This is a genomic window from Streptomyces rectiverticillatus (assembly GCF_013394065.1).
Classification (GTDB): Bacteria; Actinomycetota; Actinomycetes; order Streptomycetales; family Streptomycetaceae; genus Streptomyces; species Streptomyces rectiverticillatus.
The window spans coordinates 463,011-485,489 of the sequence record NZ_CP040752.1 but is presented as its reverse complement, the minus strand read 5'-3'; the positions used below and the strand labels follow the sequence as shown (position 1 = coordinate 485,489).

Sequence of the window (22,479 nt, the reverse complement as noted above, 5' to 3'; positions counted from 1 at the left end):
TAGTGGTTCCGAGCAGTTGGGCGGGAAGCGGACGGGAAGCCGCACGGGAAGGCGACGGCCCGATCGATGCGCAAGGAGGCAGCCGCATGAAGGGGACGTTCGAGGCGGACACCGGAAACGGCTGCCCGCCGTCGGGGGACGCTTCCGCGCGGGCGGCTGCGGTGCGCGAGGCAATGGAAGGGCTGCTGCAGATCCGGCGGTTGATGAACGGCCACCTCACGGACCCGTCGTCCGGCCCCGCCGACTGGGAACGGCGTCAGCCGGTGCGTGCCGTAGCCCTCGTCCTCGAAGCCGCCGGCATCCCGCCCTCCGCTCTCGACGCCGACGGGGAGCGCTCCGCGACCGGCTACTGCGTCCGTCCCGGGGAACAGCCGGGGAGCGTACGGGTCGAGTGGCTCGGCCCGCCGGGGAGCGGGGCCGCCGTCCAGCAGCACGAGGCCCTCCAGCGCTGCGCCCGCGTTCTGGAGGGCCTGGGGTGGCCGGCGCTGGAATACCGCGGGGCACGCCGGCAGCGCTGGCTCGAAGCCGAGCCCGTCACATAGCGGGGCCGCACGCGGGGCGGAGTACGGGCCGCGTGCGTCAGATGGCGGCGAGGCCGCCCGGAGGCCTTCGGGACGCCCACCGGGCATACGGAGGCATCGCCCCCGCCCTCCCCGCCGCCGCCCTCTCCACCGCCCCTGCCGCACCGCTCCCCAGGAGGTCGCGCAGCAGCCGGGTGGCGGGCAGGGCCTCGTGCAGATAGACCTGCTCTCCGCGCTGCTCGACGGCCGCGAGCAGCGCGCGGAACGTCTCACCCGCCTCCTCGGGCCGCCCGGCGCGGTGCTGGGCCTCGCCGAGCAGGCCCAGGTGGAGGGGGTGGCGCAAGAGCGTGCTGGAGCGGCGCAGTTCGGCCAGGGAGGCGTGCATCAGGGCCAGGCCGTCGTCCTCCCACCCCGAGTGCGTCAGGCCCCACCCTTCGAGCAGGCCCAGCATCGCCTTCCAGTAGAGCAGCCCGTGTTCGCCCGCCAGGCGGGCGCCCTCGGCGCCGGAGGAACGGGCCGTACGGGCGTCGCCTTCCCAGGCGGCCACGACCGCGTCCACGTAGAGGGCGAAGGACCGGTCGGAGGGCCTGCTGTCGTACTCGGTCAGGTGCAGCAGCTCGCGCCGGCGCGTCGCTGCGGTCCGCCGGTCGCCGAGGAGCCAGTGCGTGAACGTGTTGTACGAGCGGCAGGAGACGCGCGGGTCGTGCTGGAAGGTGCGGGCCAGCGCATGGCCTTCGCGGGCGTAGCGGTCCGCCATGTCGACCCCCTGCTCCAGTTCGGCGAGCGCCTGCGGCAGCCGCCCGCGGATGTGCAGCACGATGCCTTCGCCGTACGCCGCTCCGAGCACCGCCACGGGCTCCCGGGTCTGTTCCGCGATGCCCCGCAGCAGGCCGGAGAACCGCCGTGAGGCGTCGTAGCGGCCGGTCACCAGATACGCCGCGCACAGCGCCCAGAGCACCGACGGGTCCTCGGGCGCCTCGGTGGCCGAGCTGAGGGCCCGGCCGTGCGCGAGCGCCGTCTCGGCCTCGGGGTGACCGTAGCCGCGGGTCGTGGCCAGTACCTGCCCGAGCTGGATGTTCAGCCGCTGTTCCAGGGGCAGGGCCGAGGGGTCGTCGTGGGGCAGCAGGCCGACCAGGTGCGTCGCCCGGCGCAGCCACGTTTCCACGCGCTCGTACGCCAGTTGCTGCTCGGCCTGGTCGGCGGCGCGCAGCAGCCGCGGGAGCGCCTGCGCCGGGGGCAGCACACTCCCGGCGTGCCAGCTGTGGTGGGCCACCCGCTCGATGTCCCCGTCCCCCGCCTGCCGCTGCCTGCGGGCGCACAGCGCTTCGGCGACCCTGGCGTGCAGCCGCTGCCGGTCCTCGCGCGCCAGCTCCTCGATGAGCGTCTCCTGGACCAGGGCGTGGGCGAAGTGGATCCGTTCCGGATGGCGCGGCTCCTCCCCGAGCAGCCCGGCGCGGATCGCCGACTCCAGTGCCCCGGCGACCGGTTCGTCCGCTGCGGCCGTGCGGTGCAGCAGGTCGGTGTCGACCTCGGAGCCGATGACGGCGCACAGCCGCAGCACCTGCAGCACCGGTTCGGGCAGCGCCGCGAACCGCTGGTGCAGCACCTCGCGCACCCCCGTCGGAACGCGCCTCAGCAGCACGTCCGCCGCGTCGGGGCGGTGCAGGCTGCGGGGGTCCCCCAGGAGGGACAGGAGCTGCATGACGAAGTACGGGTTGCCCTCGCTGCGCCGGTGCAGCACCTCGACGACCTTCGCGTCCACGCCCGGCCCGGCCTGCGCCAGGACGATGGCGGCGACGGCCTGCCGGGAGAGCCCGTCGAGCCGCAGGGTCTCGGTCCTGGGGCCGCGCAGGACCTCGGAGATCATCCGGCGCATCGTGGCGTCGGCCTCGACCTCGAACTCACGGGCGGTCAGCACGATGCCGAGCCGGTGGCCCTGGCGGCGCGTGCTCAGCAGCCGGAGCAGGTCGAGCGAGGCGGTGTCGGCCCAGTGCAGGTCTTCCAGGAACAGGACGAGCGGACGCTGCCCGGCCAGGGTGAGCAGGACCTCGCAGACCGCGTCGTGGGTGAGGAACCGCGCCTGCCCCCAGTCGGAATCGGCGCCCGGCCCACCGCCACCGGGTCCGGCCGACCGCTCGGGCATGAGCGGGGCGAGGAGCGAGCCGAAAGGCTCCGCCGCGCGGCGGAAGGCGTCCGGGCGGGTGACGGACAGCCGGCGGAGGACCTGCGTCCACAGCCAGTAGGGCGGTACGCCCTCGCTGCGGAAGCAGTGGCTCCAGATCACCTCCAGGTCCGCGCCGCCCCGGCTCGCGCAGGCGGCCTCCAGCCGTGGGGCGAGTTCGAGGAGCAGACGGGTCTTGCCGACTCCGGCGGGGCCGAGGACGCCGGCCACGTGCCCGTGCCCGGACAGCGCGCTCGTCGCCGCGGCCGTCAGCCGCTGCAGCTCCTCGCTGCGTCCGGTGAAGGGCGATTGGCCCAACGGCAGCCCGGGCTCGGCGGTGCTGGTCGTATCGACGGTGACGGCTGTACGCGCTGCTCCGGCCGCTACGGCTGTTCCGGGTGTTCCGGCCGCTCCGCCGCTGTCGGCGGCCGGGGTCGTGCGGGCCTGCTCGTGCTCTGCGTTCCGCACGACTCGAACGGTGCCGTCCGCCGGGACGGTTCCGCCGGGCACGGCGGCGACATCGGCGACGTCAGCCGCACCAACTGAACCAACTGAATTAACTGCGCCAGCCGCACCAACCGCATCGACTTCATCGGCCACGTGGTCCTCCGTGCCCCGGACCACGGGATCGACCTGCCCGTGGCGCGATTTCTCGGCAGGGCCCTCCGTTCCCGGTTCTTGGCGGAGTATCGCCGTCCTGACGCGGCGGAGCGCGGCGGTCGTGCCCACGCCGAACTCCTCGGCCAGATGGCTGCGCGTCCGCTCGTACACCTCGAGGGCTTCGGCTTGCCGGCCGAGCCGGGACAGAGCGGTCATCAGGTGGCCGACGAGGCGCTCCCGCGCCGGATGGCGGCGCGCTTCCTGCTCGAGGTCCGCGGCCACCTCTTCGGCTGCTCCGAGGGCCAGCCGGGCCTCCGCGCAGGATTCCACGGCCGTGAGGCGGACGTGTTCCAGCCGTGTGCTCTCGTCGCTGAGCGGCGGATGGCCGTCGAACTCCCCGTAGGGCGTGCCCCGCCACAGCGCCAGCGCCTGCGCGAGCCGGTCCCGCGCGGCGAGCGGGTCGCGCTGCTCCAGCAGCCGCCGCCCTTCGGTGACCAGGAGCTCGAAGCGGCAGACGTCGATCCGTACGGGGTCGAGTTCCAGGACGTAGCCGCCCGCCCGGTGGCGGAGCACCGACGCACCGTCCGGCCCGGCCGCCGGCTGGAGGGCGCGGCGCAGGTGGGAGACGTGACTCTGGAGCGTGGCGACGGCCCGGCGCGGCGGTTCCTCGCCCCACAGCTCCTCGACGAGAAGTTCCGTGGACACCACGCGGCCGGGGCGTATGAGGAGCAGGGCGAGCAGCGCCCGCCGGCGCGGAGGGCCGATCGGGAGGTCGTGCCCGTCGTGGCGTGCCGACATGGGACCCAGAACGCTCAGGAGGGGCTCGCTCGGGGCGGTGGCCGCCGGCTCGGCTGAGGGCTCGGCTGCCGGCGGGGCTGTCGGTGTCGGCTCCGGCGTCGGAGATGCGGGCATGTCGGTCCCAATCGTTCTCGCACGCGCGACTGATGACGGGCGTCCGGCACAGAGAGGCCGGTGCCTTACAAATCGGATCTTGGCATACGCAACAGGGCAATCCAAGATCACGACAAGCCATCGGCAAGCACATGGCAAGTGAACGGCGAGGGTACTGCAGGGACTTCGCCAGGGCGGCCGAAACCGGCCGCAGGCGTCGGCAAGGAAACGTCAGTGGCACGGCCAGGCTGCCGCAAGGGCGGTGTCGCACGATGTCCATCACCGGAAGAGCCACCGCTATCGACGGCAAAGCGTGGCACGAACGCGACGGAATCCCTCACGCCGACGGGGGTGGCGTGAGGGATTTCCGATTTCCGCCTTCCCCGGTCAGCAGACACGTACGGCAGACACCTCCAGCAGACACGTACGGCAGACACGTTCAAAAGAGAACGGAGGACCTCAGTGTCCAGCGCTCACACCGTCTTCCCCGTCCCCGAAGAGGTCGGACGCCTTTACGACCGCCTGACCGCGCTCGACACCGGCACGGTCGGCGGAAGCCTCCACCTCGGCTACTGGGACGCCGAGGACGACGGTGTGCCGCTCGTGGAGGCCGCCGACCGGCTCACCGACATGATGACGGACCGCTTGCAGGTCGACGAGAGCCACCGGGTGCTCGACGTCGGCTGCGGGGTGGGGCAGCCGGCCATGCGGATCGCCCGGCGCACCGGTGCGCACGTCACCGGCATCTCCGTGAGCCGCGGGCAGGTCGCCCGCGCCACCGCCCTCGCCGAGGCGGCGGGGCTCGGCGAACGCGTGGAGTTCCGCTACGCCGACGCCATGCGGCTCCCCTTCGAGGACAACTCCTTCGACGCCGCCATCGCCATCGAATCGATCTTCCACATGCCCGACCGCGAGCAGGTGTTCCGCGAGATCCGGCGGGTGCTGCGCCCCGGAGGCCGGCTGGTGCTGACCGACTTCTTCGAGCGGGCCCCGATCCCGGCCGGGCTGCGCTCCGCCATGGACCGGTGCTTGCGGGACTTCATCATGACCCTGGCGCGGCCCGAGGACTACGTGCCCATGCTGACCCGGGCGGGCCTGTGCTTCACCGAACTCCTCGACATCACCGAGCAGTGCGTGCGCCGGACGTTCGAGCAGATGAGCAGGTCCCGCGGGGGCCGGGGGGACCTGCAGACCGTGTTCGACGAGGCCGCGGGGGAGAAGTTCGGCCCCGCCGACATGATCGACGTCGACGAGTTCGGCTCCGTCCTGCTGACTGCTCGGAAGCCGGCCTGACAGGGCCGAAGTGCGGCTGAGTCCGGCCCGACCGATGACCTGACTGGCCGTCATACCGCCTGCGCGCGACTCGACCGCACATAATCAGCCACCTCGCCCCGGCGTCACGACCCTCCGGGTCGTCGGCCCGAGGCGAGGAATATGCGGATAATCGCACCAGGTCAGCCGTGGTCACCGCCCTGAAGTACTCCGGAAGACCGGTGTAGGTCACACGAACTCGTGCCCCCTCATGGCGCAAAGAAGACGGTGTCGTCCCGGTCGCCTCGACCAACATCATCAGGCGCTGCTTCACTTGCGCGGCGGGAGCCCCCGTCGCCCGATCGGGCTACTTCAGGGGCTCCCTCTTGACGCATGCGCCGAGACGGAAGAGGGACCGGGATGTCGACCGCAGCGCACCGGCAGCAGCCGGAGCAGCCCGCACAGCAAGCAGGCCGGGCCCAGCTCAGCCTGGGGATCGCCGCTGCGCGGAATCTGGCGAGCACCACCAAGACCGTCCCGCAGATGCAGGGCATCAGCTCGCGGTGGCTGCTGCGCATGCTGCCGTGGGTGGAGGTGAAGGGCGGCACGTACCGGGTCAACCGGCGCCTGGTGTACGAGGTCGGCGACGGCCGGGTCACCTTCGTCCAGGAAGGCGCCGCGGTCAAGGTCGTCCCCGCCGAGCTGGCGGAACTGCCGCTGCTGCGTGGATTCCACGACGACGAGGCGCTGCGGGCGCTGGCCGAGCGCTGCCGGCAGCAGGAGTACGAACCCGGCCAGGTGATCGCCGAACGGGGCCGTCCCGTCGACCACGTCTACCTGATCGCGCACGGCAAGGTCGAGAAGGCCGGCACCGGAAAGTACGGCGAGGAGACCCGGCGCGGCGTGTTGGCCGACGGCGGGTTCTTCGGTGCGCAGGCGGTGGCCGAGGAGCCGGGGAAGTGGGAGTTCACGGCGCGCGCGATGACGGCGTGCACCGTCCTGGCCCTGCCCCGGTACGCCTACGAGGAGGTGGCCGGCCGCCACGAGGAGCTGCGGGCCCACGTGCGCCGGCGCCAGGCCGAAAGGGCGCGTCCGCAGAACAAGAAGGGCGAGGCGAACATCACCCTCGCCTCCGGCCACACCGGCGAGCCGGCCCTGCCGGGCACCTTCGTCGACTACGAGCTCGCACCCCGCGAGTACGAGCTGAGCGTCGCCCAGACGATCCTCCGGGTCCACACCCGCGTCGCCGACCTCTACAACGACCCGATGGACCAGGTCGAGCACCAGCTGCGGCTGACCATCGAGGCGCTGCGCGAGCGCCAGGAGTCCGAGCTCGTCAACAACCCCGAGTTCGGCCTGCTGCACAACGCCGACTACAGCCAGCGCATCTCCACCCACTCCGGCCCGCCCACGCCCGACGACATGGACGAGCTGCTGAGCATGCGGCGCGGCACCAAGGCCTTCTTCGCCCACCCGCGGGCCATCTCCGCCCTCGCCCGCGAGTGCAACAAGCGGGGCCTGTCCTTCGACAGCGCCGACGTGAACGGCCACCCCGTGCCCGCCTGGCGGGGCGTGCCGATCCTCCCCTGCGGCAAGATCCCCGTCTCGGACGAGGGCACCTCCTCCATCCTCGCCATGCGCCTGGGCGAGGGCGAGCAGGGAGTGGTCGGCCTGCGGCAGACAGGGATCCCGGACGAGTACGAGCCCGGCCTGAACGTGCGGTTCATGGGCATCAACGACCAGGCCCTGATCTCCTACCTGGTCAGCACCTACTACTCGGCGGCCGTCCTCGTCCCCGACGCGCTCGGCGTCCTCGAGAACGCCGAGGTCTTCCACACCCCGTCCTGACGGGCACCCCACCCCCCGGAACGGAGAGAAGAACCTTGTCACTGCTGTCCCGGATCACTGCGCCCCCGGCACGTCACGACGTGGCGCGGCTCGTGGCCACGCTGCTCGCCCACCGCCAGGGCGCCCGCCGGCCGGCACCGCAGGCGCTGCCCGGCACCACTCCTCGCCCGGCGGGCACCTCCCTGCCCACCGGGCCGACGGGGCTGGGCACCTCCGCCGCCCGCCTCGCGGCCGGGAAGGCCGGAGCAGCCGGGAAGCCGGCAGCCGGCGCACCGGGCACCCCCGGCGTCTCCGTCGCTTCCGGTGCGTCCGGCGCCCCCTCGGACGACCGGGGCACCGGCGTCCCCGAGCTGTACTGCCCGCCCGCGCTCCGCGACGACCCTGCACTCGCCCGGGAGGTCAACGACCGGCTGGTGGAGTGGGCGGACGAGGCCGGCATCTACGACGGACGGCTCGACCGCGTCCGCGCGGCCGACTTCGGGCGCCTGATGATGCTGGCGCACCCCGACAGCGACGACCCGGACCGGCTGCTGGCGGCGGGCAAGTGCGCCCTGGCCGAGTGGGCCACGGACGACTACTACTGCGACGACGAGACCATGGGCTCCAGGCCCGAACTCCTCGGCTCCCACCTCGGACTCGCCTACACGGCCCTCGACCCCTCCCACCTCCCGGCCCGCTACGCGCCGGCGTGGGAGGAGGAGATGCGCGAGGACCCCGTACGGGTCGCCCTGCGCTCGGGCCTGGACCACCTGTCCCGCTACGCGGAGCCCTCGCAGGTCGCCCGGCTGCGCCACGAGGTCGCCGTCCTCTTCGTGGGCTACGAGCAGGAGGGCTCGTGGCGCTCTCAGGGCCGTATGCCCGGAGTCCGTGAATACCTGGCCCACCGTCAGATCAACAGCTTCCTCCCCTGCATCGCACTCACCGACGTGGTCGGCGGCTACGCGCTGCCCGCCTCCGTATACGCCGAACCGCGCGTGCGCCGCGCCGTGACGATGGCCGCCACGGCCGCCACCCTCGTCAACGACCTCTACTCGATGACGAAGGAACACGACTCCACGGGCGTGGAGTTCAACCTGCCCGTCGTGATCGCCGAGGAAGACGGCTGCTCGCTGCGCGAGGCGATCGAGCGGAGTGCGGAGATCCACGACGAGCTCGTGCACACCTACGAGACGGAGGCCGCGGCCCTCGCCCTCACCGGAACGCCCGAGCTGCGCCGGTTCCTCGCGGGAGTCTGGGCCTGGCTCGGCGGCAACCGCGAATGGCATGCCGGAAGCCCCCGCTACAACGGCGAGTGAGCTCGCCCCTCGCTGCCTCCGCCCCTCTCCGCTGCCGCCCCCGACATCCCGCGCACATCCCCTGCACACCCACGCGAAACCGTGCATGCCGCGCATTCCATCGCGCCATCACGCACGCATGCCGCAATCTGTAAGGAGCACCCCATGACGACCACACCCGCCCCCGCCACGTCCGCCGGCGTCCTGCGCACCGCCTACCAGAAGTCCGTAGCGGAGTACTGGAACAACGAGAAGGACCCGGTCAACCTGCGCCTGGGCGACGTCGACGGCCTCTACCACCACCACTACGGGCTCGGCGACTACGACCCCTCCGTTCTGGAAGGCCCCGAGGAGACCCGGGACCAGCGCATCATCGAGGAACTGCACCGGCTGGAGTCGGCGCAGGCCGACGTCCTCCTCGACCACCTCGGCCCCATCGCCCCCGAGCAGCGCGTCCTGGACGCCGGCTGCGGCCGCGGTGGCACCAGCATCATGGCCAACGCCCGCTTCGGCTGCAGCGCCGACGGCGTCTCCATCTCCCAGGCGCAGGTCGACTTCGCCAACGAGCAGGCCCGCAAGCGCAGCGTGGACGACAAGGTCCGCTACCACTTCGCCAACATGCTGGACACCGGCCTGCCCACCGGCGCCTTCCAGGGCATCTGGAACAACGAGTCCACCATGTACGTGGACCTGAACGAACTCTTCGCCGAGCACGCCCGCCAGCTGGCCTACGGCGGCCGCTACGTCACCATCACCGGCTGCTCCAACGACGTGACGGGCCTGCGCTCCAAGGCCGTGAGCCGCATCGACGAGCATTACACGTGCAACATCCACCCCCGCAGCGCCTACTTCAAGGCCATGGCCGCCAACGGCCTCGTGCCCATCAACGTCGTCGACCTCACGGCCGCGACCATCCCCTACTGGGAGCTGCGCGCCCAGTCCTCCCTCGCCACCGGTGTCGAGGACCCCTTCCTGACCGCGTACAAGGAGGGCAGCTTCCACTACCTCCTCATCGCCGCCGACCGCATCTGACGCCCGCTTGGGCCCGCGCGGCTCAGCGCGCCGGCTGTGTCGCGCGTGCCCGGTCGTTTCACGTCATTGGGCCAGATTTTTAGGCATGAAAGCGTTCTTCAGGGAAATCCGGCCACATCGCACCGCCGCTCGCCGTCCGGGTGCCGGGGCTCTTGACAGCGGTCCGGTTGCATGAAGAGGAGATACCGGATACGGAACTCGGTATGCCGGATGTCTCCATGTGCAGGTGGAACGCCCAACGGGCCGTCGGACGATCGCCGCACTGTCCGGAAGCTGCAACTTACCTCCCCCCGTGGCTGGTTCGCTCGGATGCGGCGGCAGTGCTGACGGCATAATCTCGACCGGTCTGAGTCGTCCCCGCGTGGGTCATCGAAATCTCGCTGCCTCGTCCGCACAGCACACCTGCAATCGGTGTGCTCTGCCCTGCGCGCCCTTGATGAGTTCACGCATTCATCCGAAGAACCGGACGGAGAACGCTGTGGCGGATGGCATTACGGAGTACTCGCTCGGTACCACATTCGCACCGCACTCGGTGTGCGTCGGCAACGCCGGCAAACTCTGGGTCACCACGAGCAACACGGGCACCACGGGCAGTGGGTGCGTCGTTCGCGTCAATCCGCTGCGGCCGAGTGAGTTGAGCTACGCGAACCACTCCCACATGCCCCGGCTCTCCGCGGGGATCATGAAGGACCCCCTCGGCGGCTCCAAGGTGTGGTTCGCCGCGCCCGCGCCCCCGCAGCAGCAGGACCCGATCGTGGCGATGCTGACTACGGCGGGCTACCCCATCACGTTCTATCCGCTGGAGGACGACGCCAAGGCGGAGAGCATCGCGCTCGAGACCACGAAGGTGGGCGGCTCGGGCACGCCGACATACGAGTACAGCCTGCTGTTCGCCGAACCCGTGTACAAGTACGTGGGCGTCCTGCCGATCACCCAGTCCGGCGCCGGCCAGGTCGAGAAGATGCACGTCGAGCACAACACCTGGCTCTGGGACGTGGCCGTCAGCACCGACACGGACGGGAAGACCCACACGTACTGGGTGACCGGCCAGACGAACAGCAACCCGTCCCGCACCCAGAACGGCCTGTACAAGCGCGCGCCCAGGCAGAGCACCTGGGAACACATCCCGCTGCCCGGCGGGTCGGCGCAGAAGCCCTACTACGTGAAGGTCGACACGGAGGCGGTCTGGGTGACCGCCACCAACCCGAACCAGGTTCTCCGGCTCAACCTGAACACCCTCCGGTGGAAGGAGCGGAACCTGGGCACGGCCGTCCCGCAGCAGCTGACGTTCACCCCGAACGGCGAGGTCTGGGTCGCCTCCAGCGAGGGGATCCACGTCTTCGACGGCCAGATGGAGGAGGAGGGCACCACCATCCGGCTCCCCAGCGGTGGCAAGGCCAAGGGGATCTGCGTCGGCAGCGACGGCAACATCTGGTTCACGAACCCGGACAGGAAGACCATCGGCAGGTACCCCACCGCCATCGCACAGATGGGGGCCCCCTCCCGCCTCGGCCGGACCCAGGTCGTGTCCCACACCGAGACCGTGCTGCACGCCAAGGAGCACGCCGACGCTCCGCTGGTCGCCGAGTACGTGGCCGACGGCCGGCCGATCCCGGGCATCCCGCTCACCTGCCGCATCGAGGCGGAAGGCGCGACCTTCGACGACAACACCCGCGAGCGGGTGATCCTCACCGACCAGCGCGGCCGTGTCTGCCTGCCGCCCGTGTACGCCGGGGACGTCGAGGAGGAGGCGCTCCTGAGCGTCGGCCTCGGCAACACCGAGCCGCACGCGGCCACGACGCTCCACATCAGGCCGGCATAGCGCCTCCCCTGCAGCAGGCGGGCCATCAGCCCGGTCCGCCTGCCCGGTCCATTACTTTCCCCGGAGGGAGCATCAGAATGCCGTCCGACGTGGCACCCGCGACAACCGCGACGCCTGTGAAACCCACCAGCGACACCGACAAATTTCCCCTTCAAGGCCCCGCCGCCGACCTTGCATGGAATGTCGAAGACCACCGTCTGTGGTTCGTGACGGGCGAAGGCGGCATCGGGTATTTCGATCCCCGCAGCCACAGCAACACGCTCTTCCCCCCGGCCACGGGCGTTACGGGCCGGGCGGATGCCATCCTCTCCTGGCCGGGCCACGGCGTGTGGTCGTATGTCGCAGGGGCAGGTGAATCGGCCTTCGTGCGGTGCGACCAGGACGGCAATTACCAGGTCCGGTACGTGAGCGGCAGTTCCCGGTGCCGGGCCCTGGCGCTCGCTCAGGACGAGAACGGCGGCAACCTGATCGTCGCCCCGCTCGTGGACCGCAGCCTCCTGGCCTTCCTGGAGCCCGGGGGCGTCGTCGAGACCTCCCAGGTCTACTCCTCCGGCCTGTACGGGATCGCCGTCGCGGAGCAGGACCCGACGCGGCTGTGGCTCAGCTCCCCCGAGAGCCGGGCCCTCGTCACCTACGACATGGTCACGGGCCGGTTCTCCCAGCCCGTCAGTGTCGGCGCCGAGCCCCAGGATCTGGCGATCAGCGCCGCCGGAGACGTCCTGTGGGTGGCCACCACCGGAAACCGGCTCTACCGGTACGCCGTCAACGACCGCCGGTTCACACAGATCGACATCCCCTCCCCGGCCCACCGGCTCCTCGTGTCGGGTGACGGCACGCTCTGGTTCGCCAGTGCCGTGGGGGATGAGATCGGATACGTCCTGCCGGGGGAGGGTACGGCGTCGGTGATCTCCACCGGCTCCCGCTCCCGCCCGTCGGGCCTCGCCCTGGCCGGAGACGGCGACCTGTGGGTGGCCCTGGCCGGGGACAGCGCCTTGCAGCGGGTGTCCCGGCACCGGCTGGCCGTGCAGTCCGGCGACCACCAGACGGCCGAGGTGGGTCAGCGCTTCCCGGAGCCGCTCGTCGTCAAGGCGACGCTGCTGGACGGAACGCCGGTGGCCCAGCAGCGGATCGAGTTCTCGGTGCAGGCGGGCTCCGCCGTCTTCGAGAACGGCAAGCCGATCGAGATCCGCCGGACCGGGACCGCCGGTGAAGAGCTCGGTGTGGCCACCAGCTCGCTGCTCAAGGCGCTCAAGGAAGGGCCTTGCGTCGTCACCGCCCGCTGGACCGAGGGCGATGCCGTGGCCTCGTTCTCCCGGCTCGTCGTCACTCCGGAGCGGGGCGTCGCGGACCACGTCCGCTACGTGTCGGGGGCGGGGCAGACGGTTCCTGCGGGCAAGTCCTTCGACGAGCCGATGACGGTCGTCGTGGAGGACAAGAACGGCAACCCCGTCGAGGGCGCCGAGGTCACCTTCAAGATCCGGGGTGAGAACGTGGCCACGTTCCCGGGCGGAAAGGACACCGCCAAGGTGAAGAGCGGGCCCGACGGTTCGGCCGAGTCGCCCGTCCTGACCGCCGGCGACAGGCCCGGGGTGTTCTCGGTGCGGGTGTGGGTGGCCAAGACCGCGGTGAGCCTCCTGCTCGACCAGACCATCGAATGACGACGACCGCAATGCGCTGAACGCGTCGATGCGTTCGATGTGTTCGATGCGGCGATGCGTTAACGCGTCGACGCGCCGACGTATGAACGGCTGAACGACGTCCCGGCTCCCGCCCCCCTCCCCGGGCGGGGGCCGGGCCCGACGGCTCCCACGGCCGCACGCCCGATGGAGGAACCGCACCGCCATGCCCCAGACCGGATCGCACGACGACGGATCCCCGCTCCGCACCGAATTCGACTTCGAGCTGCCCCACGGCTACGTGGACGCCGCAGGAACCGTCCACCGCCGCGGCGCCATGCGGCTCGCCACCGCCCGGGACGAGCTGTCGCCCCTGATCGACCAGCGCGTCCGGGAGAACCCCGCCTACCTCGGGGTCGTCCTCCTCAGCCTCGTCATCACCCGCCTCGGCACGGTGACCGACATCCACGCGGGCGTCGTGGAAGGCCTCTTCGCCACGGACCTCGCCTACCTCCAGGACTTCTACCGGCGTATCAACGGCCTCGACTCCGGCCACGGCGCCGTCGCCTGCCCGTCCTGCGGCACCAGCTTCGCCGTGCCGGGTTCAGTGGCCGGTGGTCGCCTGGGGGAAGCATGACGCACCCCGCGCAGCGGCTCCGGGAAGAGGTGGCCTACATCGCCTACCACTTCCACTGGGGGTACGCGGATCTCCTCTCCCTGACGCACGAGGAGCGGCGCGCCTGGGTGCGCGAGATAGCCGGGATCAACACCGCGCTCGCTGAGGGGCGGGGTGCCCGGTGAAGACGACGGGGCGGTGGCGCCGACCGGCGCGGGACCGGGCCCGGGCGATCCGGGCCCGCCGCGGACGTGAGGAGTTCGCCGCGGAACAGGCCCCGGTCGTTGCGCCCGCCGCCGTCCCCGAGCGGGCTCACGGGGAGTGGCGGGCGGTGGCACCGGCCGGGCTGGTGCGGCTTCCGGCCCTGGGGGCCGGCGGGCCCGCCGCCTTCCGGGAGCAACTCGCGGCGTGGCGCCCGGCCCCGACCGTCACGACGGCCGGCCGGCTGCTGCCGCGCGCGGTCCCGCTGGCCGGGGTGGCGGCGCGGGGGCCGCTCGCGGCTTTGCGCTTGCCGCCGCGGATGGGCGCGGGCGGGGCGCCGGCCGCTCCGGCTCTGCCGTACGCGCCGATAGGCGGCATGCCGTCGCTCCCCGACGGAGCGGCGGCTGACCCCCTGGCCGGTGCGGCCCGCTCTCTTGAAGGCGCTCCGGAGACCTTGGCCGAGGAGGCGCCCGGCGCGGGGTGGCGCGGCGCGCTGAGGTCGGCGGTGAACGCCTTTGGGGGCCGGGCGAGGCGGCCGGATACGCCGGGGGCGCCTACGCCGGTCGGTGGCGTGGCCGCCTCCGCGCCGGTCGGGGGGTCGGCCACCCACGCTGCGTTCGCGGTACGGAACGGGGCCGTCGGTTCGAGGCGGGGAACCGGGAGCGGCCGCCGCGGCCCCACCGCGGGGGCCGTTGCGGGAGGTGCTGCAGGGGCTTCCGAGGCCGATCGGGGAGTCCGCGAGGGAGCCGGTGCAGCGCCCGTGGGGCCTCTGCCCGGCAGCAGACGCGGAGCGGCCTCCGGCCTTCCCCAGGCCACCCCGGGCCCGCTGCCCCGGCCCCGAACCCGAGCAGGCTCCGCCACCGCGACGGAAACAGGAGTGGGCTTCGATGCAGGGCGTCCGGGACCGGGGGCACTTCCAGGTAGCGGCCTCGCGCCGGGAGCCGGAGGAACCTCCGGTGCACCACTCGGCGCGCCACCGGGGCCCGTTGCAGGTGACGGCGTCCGACCGGGCGCCGGGGGAGCGACCGGTTCGAGTCCCGGCGCCGGGCCCGGCTTCGGGCATGCGTCCGGTGCCGGTGCCGGTGCCGGACGCGGCGACGGGCCCGGGGGATCTTCCCGTGCGGCTTTCGGCGCGCCGACGGGGCCCGTTGCTGGGAGCGGCCCAGGGCCGGGGGCCGGGGGAGCGGCCGGTTCGAGTCCCGGCGCGGGGCCGGGTTTTGGGCTTGCGTCCGGTGCCGGTGCCGGTGCCGGTGCCGGTGCCGGTGTCGGCCGTGGCGAGGGGTCCGGGGGGTCTTCCCGTGTGGCTTTCGGTGCGCCGACGGGGCGAGTTGCAGGGAGCGGCCCGGGGTCGGGGTCCGGGGGAGCGGCCGGTTCGAGTCCCGGTGCCGGGCCGGGTTTCGGGCTTGCGTCCGGTGCCGGTACTGGTGTCGGCCGTGGCGACGGGGCCGGGGGAGCGGCCGGTTCGAGTCCCGGCGCGGGGCCGGGTTCCGGGCTTGTGCCCGGTACCGGTGTCGGTGTCGGTGTCGGCCGTGACAATGGGCCCGAGGGATTCTCCGGGGCAGCATTCGCCTTACCAGCGGGGCCCGTTGTCGGCGCCGTACCCGGGCCCAGTGCCGGGGTACGGAGGAACTCCGGCCATGGGGAGGGGGCGGGTGCATCGTCCGGTGCAGCACCCGGCGCGCCGGCGGGGTCGGTTGCCGGTACCGGGGCCGGAACCCGTACCGGCGCAGCCAGGCGCGGCGCAGTGCCGGGGTCAAGTTCGGACCCGGCCGAAGAGGCTGCGGTCGGCTTCGGTGGCCCCGGCGGACCAGGAGCCCGCTTCGGGCGGGACGCAGGGGCCGGGACCGGCCCGCTCCCCTGGAGCCGCCCCGATGCAGGGACGACCGCTCCCGCTCCGGGCTTCCCCGCCGGTACCGGCCCGGCGCCGGCCCCCGGCCCCTCCGTAAGGGCCGCATCCGGCAACAGACTCGGGTTCCTGGGCCGCGACAGCAGCGCAAATCCGCTCGGTCCCGCTACCGCCCCCGGTGCGGGGCCCGGCGGGGCACCGGACTCGGGCCCCGCGAACCCCGTCCCCTTCGGCTCCGGCCCCGGCTCCGGCCAGTTTCCCGCCGTCGGCACCGCCTTCCCGGCCGGTTCCGGGTCTCAGCACGCCGTACCCGGCCCGCACCATGGTCCGGGCGGCACCCGCCCGGAGTCCGCTGCCCGTAGCGATGGAGACGGGTCCGGACCCCTCAGGGGGTACGCCTGGGCGCCCCTCGGTGACCCTCCCGGTGCCGCCGGGGCCCCCGGTCGGCTCGCCGGAGACGGTCGCCCGAGCGGCTCCGCCTCCCGGCGGCTCGGGATCGGCCGACCGCTGCGGGAAGTGCCCCGTACCGCCATGCCCCTCGCATCCCCTCCGCCGGCCGCGGCCGGCCCCGGAGCGACGCACCCGGGCCCACTGTTCACGCCCGCACCCGCACCCTCACCCGAGCCCTCGACCGGCACGCCCGCGCCCGCCCCTGCCACCTCCCCGGCCGCCCGCGAGATCGCCCGTGAAGTCGCCCGCGCTCACGCGGACCTCCTGGCCGAGGCCGTGCTCCCCGCCCTGGAGGCCTCGCCCCGCGCCCGCCGGGCGCAGCGGTCGCGCTCGTCGACGTACGACCAGCCCGCTCCCACCGCGCCCAACACCGCCCCCGCTCCCTTCCCCTGGGGATCCGCCGAGCCCCGTTAGCGACCCGCCGCCCCTGTCCCCGACCCGACGGAGACCCCGCACATGCTGGACCAGCCGTTCGCCGTCAGTTCCCACTTTCAGCTCTCCATCGGCCTCCACGCGCTGGGCTCGTTCACCTCCTGTGACGGCCTGGGCTGTGCGATGGAGGTCGAGGAGCGCGTCGAGGGCGGGCTGAACGGGCACGTCTGGCACCTGCCGACCCGCCTGCGCTACACGAACGTCGTGCTGACCCGGCCGCTCTCCCAGCAGACGGTCCTCATCTGGGCCTGGCTGCAGCAGCAGGTCCGTGAGCCGGTGCGGCTGCCGGGCCAGCTCGTCGCGCTCGGCCCGGACCGGCAGCCGATCGTGCGGTGGCTGCTCGACGGTGTGCTGCCGGTGCGCTGGAGCGGGCCGACGTTCGACACGGACCAGTCGCAGCCGGCCCGGGAGACCTTGGAGATCACGCACAACGGATTCCTGGGGATCACGGTCTGAGCCGGCCCCCGGCCGGTTCCGGCCCACCCCCGGCGCACCTCCAGCCCATCCCCAGCCCATCCCCCGAGAGGACCGCATGCTGTCCGAGCTGCTGGGAGGCGCCCCGGTACGGGCCGCCCTCGTGATCTACGATCCGCCGACGGGCACCGGCAACACCCCCGGTCCCGAACGCGGGCGCGTCCGGCTGCACTTCAACCCGGACCGCGTCCAGGTGGGCAAGCAGGCCCGCTGGGACCGCAGCAGGTCGCCGTCCAACGGGGAAGCGGCCCAGGCACAGTTCGTGGGCGCGCAGCCGCGCACGATGACGCTGGAAGTGTTCCTCGACGCGGGGGACTTCCGCTCCAGCGTGCAGGACCAGGTCGAGAAGCTGCTCGACTGCTGCGCCCCCACCTCCGCGAGCACCACGGCCAAGCCGGCCTCCGCGCCGTGGGTGCGGCTGGAGTGGGGCCGTTCGCGGACGACGGCGTTCCTGGCGCTGGTGACGCAGGTCGACGCGACGTACACGCGCTTCGGGCACGACGGCGTGCCGCTGCGCGCCTCCTGCAACATATCCCTGGAGGAGGTGGGCGGTTCGGCGCCCCGGCAGAACCCGACCTCCGGCGCGGACGGGCCGGTGGCCACGCACCGGGTGGTCGCGGGCGACACCCTCGCCGGGCTGGCCTGGCAGGCGTACGGCGACGCCACCCGCTGGCGGGCCATCGCCCGCGCCAACGCCGTCGACGACCCCTCCCGGGTGCCGCCGGGCACCGTACTGGTGCTGCCGGTCCTGGAGGAGCGGGCCGGGTACCGGGCCGGGCACCCGGCAGCGGAGGAGCGCACCGCGGGAGGCCCCGGATGACGCAGCGGACGTACGCGGCGGAGCCGGTGATCGCCTTCGGCTCCGTCCTGCAGGAGCTGTGGGCCGACCGCCTCGTGGAGGCCGTGGTCGACACCGCCGTGGGCACACCGGCCCGGGCCCGCCTGCGGTTCCGGGACCCCGGCAACCGTCTCCTGGCAGCAGCGGGCATCAAGGTCGGATCACCGCTGACGGTGTCCGTGGCCGCCGCCCGCCGCCGCGCCCGCGCCGAGATCTTCGACGGGGAGGTCACCGCGCTGGAGACCGAGGTGGACAGCGACGGCACCTTCACGACCGTACGGGCCATGGACCGGGGGCACCGGCTGATGCGCGGGCGGCGCGTGGCCGCCTACGCCGACACGACCGTCGCCGAGGTCGCGCGGGCGGCCGCGGGCCGGCACGGGCTGAAGACGGGCACCATCGAGGCGGAACGCACCCGGATCGAGCACCTCGCCCAGCCCAACCTGACCGACTGGGAGCTCCTCACCCACCTGGCCGACCAGCGCGGACTGCGCCTGTCGGTCGAGGGCAGCAGCGTGCACATGACCCGCCCCGCGGCCGCGAGCGGCGCCCCCGCACCCACCACGGGAGCGGACCGCAGCCCGTACGTCCTTCAGTACGGGGTGAACCTGATGGCGCTGCGGGCCGCCGTGTCCTCCGAGGGGCAGGTCGCCGACGTGGAGGTCCGCGGCTGGGACCCCGGGACCAAGGCGGCGCTGTCCGCCAAGGCGAGTGCGGGCCGCAGCGAGCGGCTGAGTTTGGGTGTCACCCCCGCGCAGCTCGGCGGCGCGTTCGGCGGTGCGCCGTCGGGGCTGCTCGTCAGCGGCCGTCCCTACACCGCCGCGCAGCAGGTGGACGTCGCGGCCCGCGGGGTGGCGCAGGAGGCGGCCGCCGCCATGGCGCAGCTCTCCGCCGAGGCCGCGGGCACCCCGGAGCTGAGGGCCGGGGTGCCCATCGCCCTGGCCGGGGTGGGCGAGCCCTTCACCGGCAAGTACACGGTCACCGCCTGCCGGCACGCCTTCGACGGCGAACAGGGCTACCGCACCCACGTCCACGTCGGCCCGCTGCCCCCGCCCGTCGTGCCCTACCCGCCGCCCCTGTGCGGGCTCGGCGTCGCGGTGGGCGTGGTGACCGACACCAAGGAACCGGGTCAGGGCCAGCGCGGCGCCGTACGGCTGCGCCTGCCGTGGCTCTCCCAGGACTACGTGACCGACTGGGTCCGTACCGTCCAGTGGGGCGGGGCCGGCGGAGGCGGCGTCTTCGCGCCGGAGGCCGGGGACGAGGTGCTCGTCGGCTTCGAACACGGGCGCCTGGACCGCCCGTACGTCATCGGCGGCCTCTACAACGGCGTCGACGCCCCCACCGACCACGGCCTGCCGCTCGTCGACGCCGGCACCGGGCGCGCCAACCGCCGCTCGCTGGCCTCCCGCACCGGGGACCGCCTCGAACTGCTCAGCACCACCGACGGGCCCCAGGGCGTCCGGCTCCTGACCGGCGACGGCAAACTCACCACCCACCTCGACCGGAAGGACACCACGATCGCCTTCGCCGCGGGGGAGGGCGGGAAGACCGTACGGGTCTCGCTCGACGGGCGAGGCGACGGCACCCTCACCATCGACGCGGGGGAGGCGGGCAGCGTGGTCGTCACGGCCGGCACCGTCACCGTCAAGGCGGAGGGCAGCGGCGGGGGAGAGCTGCGGCTCGAAGGCGCCACCGTCACCGTCGAGAGCAAGGGCGCACTCAAGCTCAACGGCAAGAGCACGACCATCACGGGCGACACCGTGGACATCAACTGACGTACCGAAACTGACGTACCGACAACTGGCGCACGGTGGACCTTCCAGGAGAGGACGGACCGTGGACATCATCGGCGCGGGGTGGGCCTTCCCCGCCGTCATCACCGGCACGGGCCGGGTCGGCCTCGCGCGCGGCAGCGACGACGTGGAGCAGGCCGTCCGCATCATCCTGTCCACCGCGCCCGGCGAGCGGCCCATGCGCCCGGAATTCGGCTGCGGGATCCACCGGCTCGTCTTCGACTCGCTCGACGCCACCACCGTCGCCCGCGCCGACGTGGAGGTGCGCCAGGCCCTGGACCGGTGGGAGCCGCGCATCGAGGTCGACGACCTCCTCTTCAGCACGGACTCCGAGGACACCGGCGTGCTCTACATCGACATCCGCTACCGGCTGCGGGCCACCAACGAGCCCCGCAACCTCGTCTTCCCCTTCTACACCCTGCCCGGCGAATCCCCGGATGAGTGACCCATGTCCATCTCCCTACCCACCCCCGGACCGGGGAGCGCCTCCGCTTCCGTTCCCGCCTCCGCTTCCGCGTCCATGCCCGAGCCGGGTCCGGCGGGCCCGGCGGGTCCGCCGGACCCGGCCGGCGTTCCCGTCCCCGACCTCGACGACCTGCGCTTCCAGCCGCTCGTCGACGCCGCCAAGCGCGCTCTCCCGGAGCGCGTACCGGAGTGGACCGACCACAACGTCTCCGACCCCGGCGTCACCCTGATCGAAGCCTGCGCCGAGCGCGCCGACCAGCTCTCGTACCGCCTCGACCGGATGACGGACCGGCAGCGGTCCGCCCTGCTCCGGCTCATGGGCATCACACCGCTGCCCGCCTCTCCCGCCCGCGTCGTCGTCGAGTTCTCGCGCGGCGGCGCGCTTCCCTCCCGCGTGATCCCGGAGGGCACGGAGGTCCGGACCGGCGACGGCGAGGAAGCCGTCGTCCTGTGCACCATCGCTGCGCTGACCCTCGCGGAGGGGCAGTCCTCCGGGTGCGTGGAGGCCGTCGAACAGCCCGTCACGTACCACGAGGTGCTGGGTGTCGCCGACGGCGCCCCGGGCGGCCGGTTCGCGACGTCGCAGCGCCCCTGGGGACCCGGGGCGCCCGCCGCGGATCCGCCCTTCGGGCCGCCGGTCACGGTCTGCGTGGATCGGGTGGCATGGCCGCCCGTACGGACGTTCGCCGAGGCCGGACCGGACACCCCGGCCCACTGGTGGGACGACGCCGCGTGCGAAGTCGTCTTCGGCCCGCTGGTTCCCGCGGAGAGCGGCAGCGTGCGGCACGGGGCCGTGCCACCGGCCGGCGCCGCGATCAGCGCCGAGTACACCGCCTACCGGGGCAGCAAGGGCGGCGTCCCCGCCGGCACGCCCCTCACCGTCGCGGCACCGGCCGGACTGACCGCCGTCGTCCGCACGGTGCTCGCGCCCGCGCAGGACGCGGAGGACCGGCGGCAGGCGCTGGAGAGGGCCGGGCTCGGCCTGGCCCCCTTGCGGCGCGCGGTCACCGCGGCCGACCACGAGCAGCTGATCGAGGAGCACGTCGGCGGACTGGCCCGGGTGCGGGTGACGGCGCTGACACGCCCCACCGACTCCCGCGTGCCGGAGGCGTTCGGCGTACCGGAACGCCCGGCCGAGGTCCTCGCCTGCGCCGTCGCCGCCCGGAACCCCGGCAGGGTGGTGCACTACTACGACGACGGCACCATCAAGGCCCGCTCGCTGACCCTCCGGATGCCGGACACGGACGACGGCCGCACGAGCGCGCCCACCCTGAGCGGCGAGACCGACGACGTGCCCGACGAGGTCCAGGAGGCCAAGTGCCTGAACGCCGTCATCCGCACCGGCGAACACCAGCCGAAGCTCCCGCTCGAACAGCCCCCGCGGCTCTGGTTCTACGGACAGCACTGCCTGTGGGACGGCGGGAGCGGGCCGCGCGAGATCCGGGAGGAGTTCCCCGGCCTGCCGGACGCCTTCTGCGCCGACCTCGACGAAGTGGCCGTGCTGGCCGACCCCGACACCCCCGACGCCTACGAACTGTTCTTCTTCAAGGGCGAGACCTTCTATCACCGCGCCTACACCGTCGTCCCCGGCGGCCGGGGGTTCCTGCCCCGGCCGGACAGCAGGGGCGTGACGTCGCGCATCTCGGAGGCGTTCCCCGGGCTCTCCCCGCAGTGCCAGGACACCCCGGACGCAGTGGCCGTCGTCAACGGCGTCTTCTTCTTCATGAAAGGGACGCGGACCGAACCCGCCCTCTGGCGCCCTGAGGACGCCCTCCTGCACGTCCTCCTCGTGCCCCGCACAGACGCCGACCCCGAACAGAAGCCGGCCGCCGGGGAGTTCGACATCCCGGCGGACGTCCTCGCGCGGGTGAGTGCCGTCGTCGACGCCTCACGGCTGCTCGGCGAGCGCCTCGGCGTGGGCCCTCCCCGCTACCACTCGTTCGGCGTCACCGCCACCGTCCGGCCGTGGAGCAGCACGCAGGACGACGAGGCACGGGCCCGGCAGGCCGCCGAACGCGCCCTGCGCCGCTTCTTCCACCCCACGGCCGGAGTGCCGGACGGGCGGGGCTGGCCGTGGGGCCGCCGCGTCCACGCGGGTGACGTCTTCACCGCGCTGGAACCGCTCCCGGAGCTTCGCGGCACACTCGCCGTCGGCCTGACTCTGCCCCCGGTCCGGGGGGCTGAGGACACCGACGACGGCGACGGCGACAGCGACGGCCGGGCCGTCACGTCCGTCGAGGTCTCCGACGGCGGCCTCGTTCTGCTCGACGGCGTGAACATCACCGTCGCCCGCCCCGAGGACTGACCACAGGGCCCGGCGCCGGTCGCCGGGATCCCGGAGAGGACCG

General features: G+C 73.2%; 17 protein-coding genes. 15 read left to right on the top strand and 2 right to left on the bottom strand.

The window, feature by feature from the left end; all coding sequences use genetic code 11:
- The first annotated feature begins 86 nt into the window (after positions 1-86).
- On the top strand, positions 87-542 hold the full coding sequence (locus FGW37_RS01900; protein ID WP_179079438.1) for a hypothetical protein: 456 nt from the start codon (positions 87-89) through the stop codon (positions 540-542).
- A gap of 37 nt (positions 543-579) precedes the next feature.
- Here FGW37_RS01900 and FGW37_RS01895 read toward each other — a convergent pair whose 3' ends face one another.
- Positions 580-4,080 carry an ATP-binding protein gene (locus FGW37_RS01895; protein WP_246430214.1) on the bottom strand — a complete coding sequence of 1,167 codons (3,501 nt, stop codon included), beginning with the start codon at positions 4,078-4,080 and terminating at the stop codon, positions 580-582.
- Between the two features lie 555 nt (positions 4,081-4,635).
- Between FGW37_RS01895 and FGW37_RS01890 the strand changes: the two genes are divergently transcribed.
- From FGW37_RS01890 to FGW37_RS01855, 8 genes are all read left to right on the top strand, one after another.
- Positions 4,636-5,466: a methyltransferase domain-containing protein gene (locus FGW37_RS01890; RefSeq protein WP_179079436.1), complete on the top strand. Its 831-nt coding sequence runs from the start codon at positions 4,636-4,638 to the stop codon at positions 5,464-5,466.
- 378 nt (positions 5,467-5,844) lie between these two features.
- Entirely contained in the window at positions 5,845-7,272 is a 1,428-nt protein-coding gene (locus FGW37_RS01885; RefSeq protein ID WP_179079435.1) for a family 2B encapsulin nanocompartment shell protein, read from the top strand.
- A 35-nt stretch (positions 7,273-7,307) separates the two neighbouring features.
- On the top strand, positions 7,308-8,567 hold the full coding sequence (locus tag FGW37_RS01880) for a family 2 encapsulin nanocompartment cargo protein terpene cyclase (RefSeq protein WP_179079434.1): 1,260 nt from the start codon (positions 7,308-7,310) through the stop codon (positions 8,565-8,567).
- A gap of 144 nt (positions 8,568-8,711) precedes the next feature.
- Complete coding sequence (locus FGW37_RS01875; protein WP_179079433.1) at positions 8,712-9,578, top strand: geranyl diphosphate 2-C-methyltransferase; 867 nt, start codon at positions 8,712-8,714, stop codon at positions 9,576-9,578.
- Positions 9,579-10,056: 478 nt separating this feature from the next.
- A complete protein-coding gene (locus tag FGW37_RS01870) occupies positions 10,057-11,400 on the top strand; it encodes a Vgb family protein (protein ID WP_179079432.1) in 1,344 nt (447 codons plus the stop codon).
- A 206-nt stretch (positions 11,401-11,606) separates the two neighbouring features.
- A complete protein-coding gene (locus FGW37_RS01865; protein ID WP_179079431.1) occupies positions 11,607-13,058 on the top strand; it encodes a hypothetical protein in 1,452 nt (483 codons plus the stop codon).
- A 184-nt stretch (positions 13,059-13,242) separates the two neighbouring features.
- Positions 13,243-13,653: a hypothetical protein gene (locus FGW37_RS01860; protein WP_179079430.1), complete on the top strand. Its 411-nt coding sequence runs from the start codon at positions 13,243-13,245 to the stop codon at positions 13,651-13,653.
- A complete protein-coding gene (locus FGW37_RS01855; protein WP_179079429.1) occupies positions 13,650-13,817 on the top strand; it encodes a DUF6760 family protein in 168 nt (55 codons plus the stop codon). The genes FGW37_RS01860 and FGW37_RS01855 overlap by 4 nt, the downstream gene beginning before the upstream one ends.
- A 127-nt stretch (positions 13,818-13,944) precedes the next feature.
- On the opposite strand, the gene FGW37_RS01850 is transcribed toward FGW37_RS01855, so the two are convergent.
- Complete coding sequence (locus FGW37_RS01850) at positions 13,945-14,211, bottom strand: hypothetical protein (RefSeq protein WP_179079428.1); 267 nt, start codon at positions 14,209-14,211, stop codon at positions 13,945-13,947.
- A 1,999-nt stretch (positions 14,212-16,210) separates the two neighbouring features.
- Between FGW37_RS01850 and FGW37_RS01845 the strand changes: the two genes are divergently transcribed.
- The 6 genes from FGW37_RS01845 to FGW37_RS01820 all read left to right on the top strand — a co-directional run bounded on the left by FGW37_RS01845 (position 16,211) and on the right by FGW37_RS01820 (position 22,436).
- Entirely contained in the window at positions 16,211-16,543 is a 333-nt protein-coding gene (locus FGW37_RS01845; protein WP_179079427.1) for a hypothetical protein, read from the top strand.
- Positions 16,544-16,585: 42 nt separating this feature from the next.
- A complete protein-coding gene (locus tag FGW37_RS01840; protein ID WP_179079426.1) occupies positions 16,586-17,017 on the top strand; it encodes a phage tail protein in 432 nt (143 codons plus the stop codon).
- 76 nt (positions 17,018-17,093) lie between these two features.
- Entirely contained in the window at positions 17,094-17,855 is a 762-nt protein-coding gene (locus FGW37_RS01835) for a CIS tube protein (RefSeq protein ID WP_179079425.1), read from the top strand.
- Entirely contained in the window at positions 17,852-19,648 is a 1,797-nt protein-coding gene (locus FGW37_RS01830; RefSeq protein WP_179079424.1) for a VgrG-related protein, read from the top strand. The genes FGW37_RS01835 and FGW37_RS01830 overlap by 4 nt, the downstream gene beginning before the upstream one ends.
- Positions 19,649-19,709: 61 nt before the next feature.
- Positions 19,710-20,111 (top strand): GPW/gp25 family protein, encoded by a 402-nt coding sequence (locus FGW37_RS01825; RefSeq protein ID WP_179079423.1) that lies wholly within the window; start codon positions 19,710-19,712, stop codon positions 20,109-20,111.
- A 3-nt stretch (positions 20,112-20,114) separates the two neighbouring features.
- The gene (locus FGW37_RS01820) at positions 20,115-22,436 is read left to right on the top strand and encodes a baseplate J/gp47 family protein (RefSeq protein ID WP_179079422.1); all 2,322 of its coding nucleotides are present in this window, start codon (positions 20,115-20,117) and stop codon (positions 22,434-22,436) included.
- The last annotated feature ends 43 nt before the right edge of the window (positions 22,437-22,479 follow it).

Coding starts and splice junctions, on each gene's coding strand:
- FGW37_RS01900 (WP_179079438.1), top strand. CDS start 87: ATGAAGGGGACGTTCGAGGCGGACACCGGAAACGGCTGCCCGCCGTCG.
- FGW37_RS01895 (WP_246430214.1), bottom strand. CDS start 4,080: ATGTCGGCACGCCACGACGGGCACGACCTCCCGATCGGCCCTCCGCGC.
- FGW37_RS01885 (WP_179079435.1), top strand. CDS start 5,845: ATGTCGACCGCAGCGCACCGGCAGCAGCCGGAGCAGCCCGCACAGCAA.
- FGW37_RS01875 (WP_179079433.1), top strand. CDS start 8,712: ATGACGACCACACCCGCCCCCGCCACGTCCGCCGGCGTCCTGCGCACC.
- FGW37_RS01860 (WP_179079430.1), top strand. CDS start 13,243: ATGCCCCAGACCGGATCGCACGACGACGGATCCCCGCTCCGCACCGAA.
- FGW37_RS01855 (WP_179079429.1), top strand. CDS start 13,650: ATGACGCACCCCGCGCAGCGGCTCCGGGAAGAGGTGGCCTACATCGCC.
- FGW37_RS01850 (WP_179079428.1), bottom strand. CDS start 14,211: ATGCCGCCTATCGGCGCGTACGGCAGAGCCGGAGCGGCCGGCGCCCCG.
- FGW37_RS01845 (WP_179079427.1), top strand. CDS start 16,211: ATGCCCCTCGCATCCCCTCCGCCGGCCGCGGCCGGCCCCGGAGCGACG.
- FGW37_RS01840 (WP_179079426.1), top strand. CDS start 16,586: ATGCTGGACCAGCCGTTCGCCGTCAGTTCCCACTTTCAGCTCTCCATC.
- FGW37_RS01835 (WP_179079425.1), top strand. CDS start 17,094: ATGCTGTCCGAGCTGCTGGGAGGCGCCCCGGTACGGGCCGCCCTCGTG.
- FGW37_RS01830 (WP_179079424.1), top strand. CDS start 17,852: ATGACGCAGCGGACGTACGCGGCGGAGCCGGTGATCGCCTTCGGCTCC.
- FGW37_RS01820 (WP_179079422.1), top strand. CDS start 20,115: ATGTCCATCTCCCTACCCACCCCCGGACCGGGGAGCGCCTCCGCTTCC.